This window comes from Helicobacter japonicus (assembly GCF_000762845.2).
In the GTDB taxonomy this organism is placed as follows: domain Bacteria; phylum Campylobacterota; class Campylobacteria; order Campylobacterales; family Helicobacteraceae; genus Helicobacter_C; species Helicobacter_C japonicus.
This window is the reverse complement of the sequence record NZ_JRMQ02000036.1, coordinates 1-1,947: the sequence shown is the minus strand read 5'-3', so window position 1 is coordinate 1,947 and position 1,947 is coordinate 1. Positions and strand designations below refer to the sequence as shown.

Annotated in this window: 2 pseudogenes; both read right to left on the bottom strand. The window is 31.1% G+C overall.

Annotated features, from left to right (window positions below):
* Nucleotides 1-1,485, bottom strand: a pseudogene (locus LS65_RS10340) (MBOAT family O-acyltransferase); the annotation flags it as partial.
* 46 nt (nucleotides 1,486-1,531) lie between these two features.
* Nucleotides 1,532-1,947 (bottom strand): annotated as a pseudogene (locus tag LS65_RS09885) (hypothetical protein); the annotation flags it as partial.

The window sequence follows — 1,947 nt, the reverse complement described above, 5'->3', positions numbered from 1 at the left end:
CAAACACACCACAAACCCTAAGATAATATAAATAATCGTATCATTTCTTCCACCTATATGTTCTAAGAGTGCAGGCATACGATGAACCTTTAAGGGTAATTCCACCCAAGTAATGCCAAACATTCCTTTAAGTAGATTTATTGCCCCTTGCACATTCTCACTCCTAAAGAATATCCAAGTGATATTGATAAAGTTAAAAGTGATACACCAACAAAGCACTTTATAGAATCTGCCTTGAGTAAAGTTTCTTATATTTTGTGCTAAAGGAGTATTGCTCAGTTGTTTTGTAGAATTTACTTTGCTTTTAGAATCTAAATCCTTAAAATCTATGTCTTTAGAATCTTTTTTATATCCTTTCTCATCTTTAGATTCTAAAACATTATGAAGATGAGCATTTAAAAAACAATCTACCCTCATATTATCTTGAATGCTTTCTGTTCTGCTCTCTTTTGTATGTGTTCTCGTATTGTCTTTTGATAAAGAAGTTTCTATCTTTCTCTCATACATCACATTATCTATCACCCACGAGTAGATTCTATGAATACACATTGCTACTCCGTGTAATACTCCCCATATCACAAATCCCCACCCAGCTCCGTGCCAAATACCACTTAAAAATGCTACAAAAAAGAGATTTCTAAGAGTGAGTATCTTATTGATAGCATCATAATGTGTAGAGGCGCAATACTTTGTATTCCTATTTCCTCCTAATGGAATATAGACATATTCTTTTAAGAATCTCCCCAAAGTGATATGCCACCTCCGCCAAAACTCACTGATGTTTAAAGCCTTATAAGGAGAGTTAAAATTTATAGGCAGCATTATTCCAAAGAATAAGCCTAAGCCTATTGCCATATCGCAATATCCACTAAAATCAAAGTAGAGTTGAAAAGTATAAGAGAGTGAAGTAGTCCAAGATTCAAAGATATTTAATACTCCTCCATTCTCTACAACATTAAATCCAGCATTTGCCCATTTGGCAAAAGAATCTGCAATGAATACTTTTTTAAATAACCCAATAGAGAATATAAATAATCCTTTAGCCATATACTCCCAATGGATAAGACAATGACTATTTTTTAAAGCATTAAATTGGGGCATCATCTCTTTATGATGCACAATAGGACCAGCAATGAGTTGAGGAAAGAAAGAGATAAAAAGGCAATAATCAATAAAGTCAATCTTGCTTGTATTTCTTATATCATCTTGCTTAGATTCTCTATCTTTCTCTTTATATATGTGATTTTCTCTTTGCTCTTGCATATCACTTATATCTATTCTTTTATAACAATCTATTAAAAAAGCAATTTGTTGAAAGGTTACAAAGGAGAGAGCTAAGGGTAAAAGAATATGAGGCAAGGGAATATTAAAATCAAGTTCTAAGAGTTTAGAGAGAATATTAAAATTCTCTAAAAAGAAATCTGTATATTTAAAAAATCCTAATAAAGAGAGATTAAAGATAATGCCAATAATGAGATAAAACTTAGGGTTTGTAAAGATTGTTTGTATGTGAGAGTGGATAGAATCTTTATTATGCCCCCCCCCCCGTTACTTTATTTATAAGCCTATCTCCTTTTATAGATTCTAATGATAGATAATGCACAGGAGATAAAGAAGTATGTGAAGACTTCAATGATGAATGCATACAAGAGATTGAATGAGTATGTGTATGATGAGATATATTCTTTAAAGAGAGTAGAGTATAAGAGTTAAGAATTTTTCTTGCAATGATAAAGTTAATAAGGATTGAAGAGATAAGAATAGGCACATATTCAATTTTAAAATATCCATAAAAAAATAAACTTGATAGAACTAAGAATACTTTAGCAAGATGTAAAAACAAGAGAGAATCTTGTTTTATGCTTATGTATTTGAGTATATGAAAAATAATCCAAACACAAGGCAAAAAAGCAAAGATAAATGCAAAAGAACTAAAGAGCATAGAGA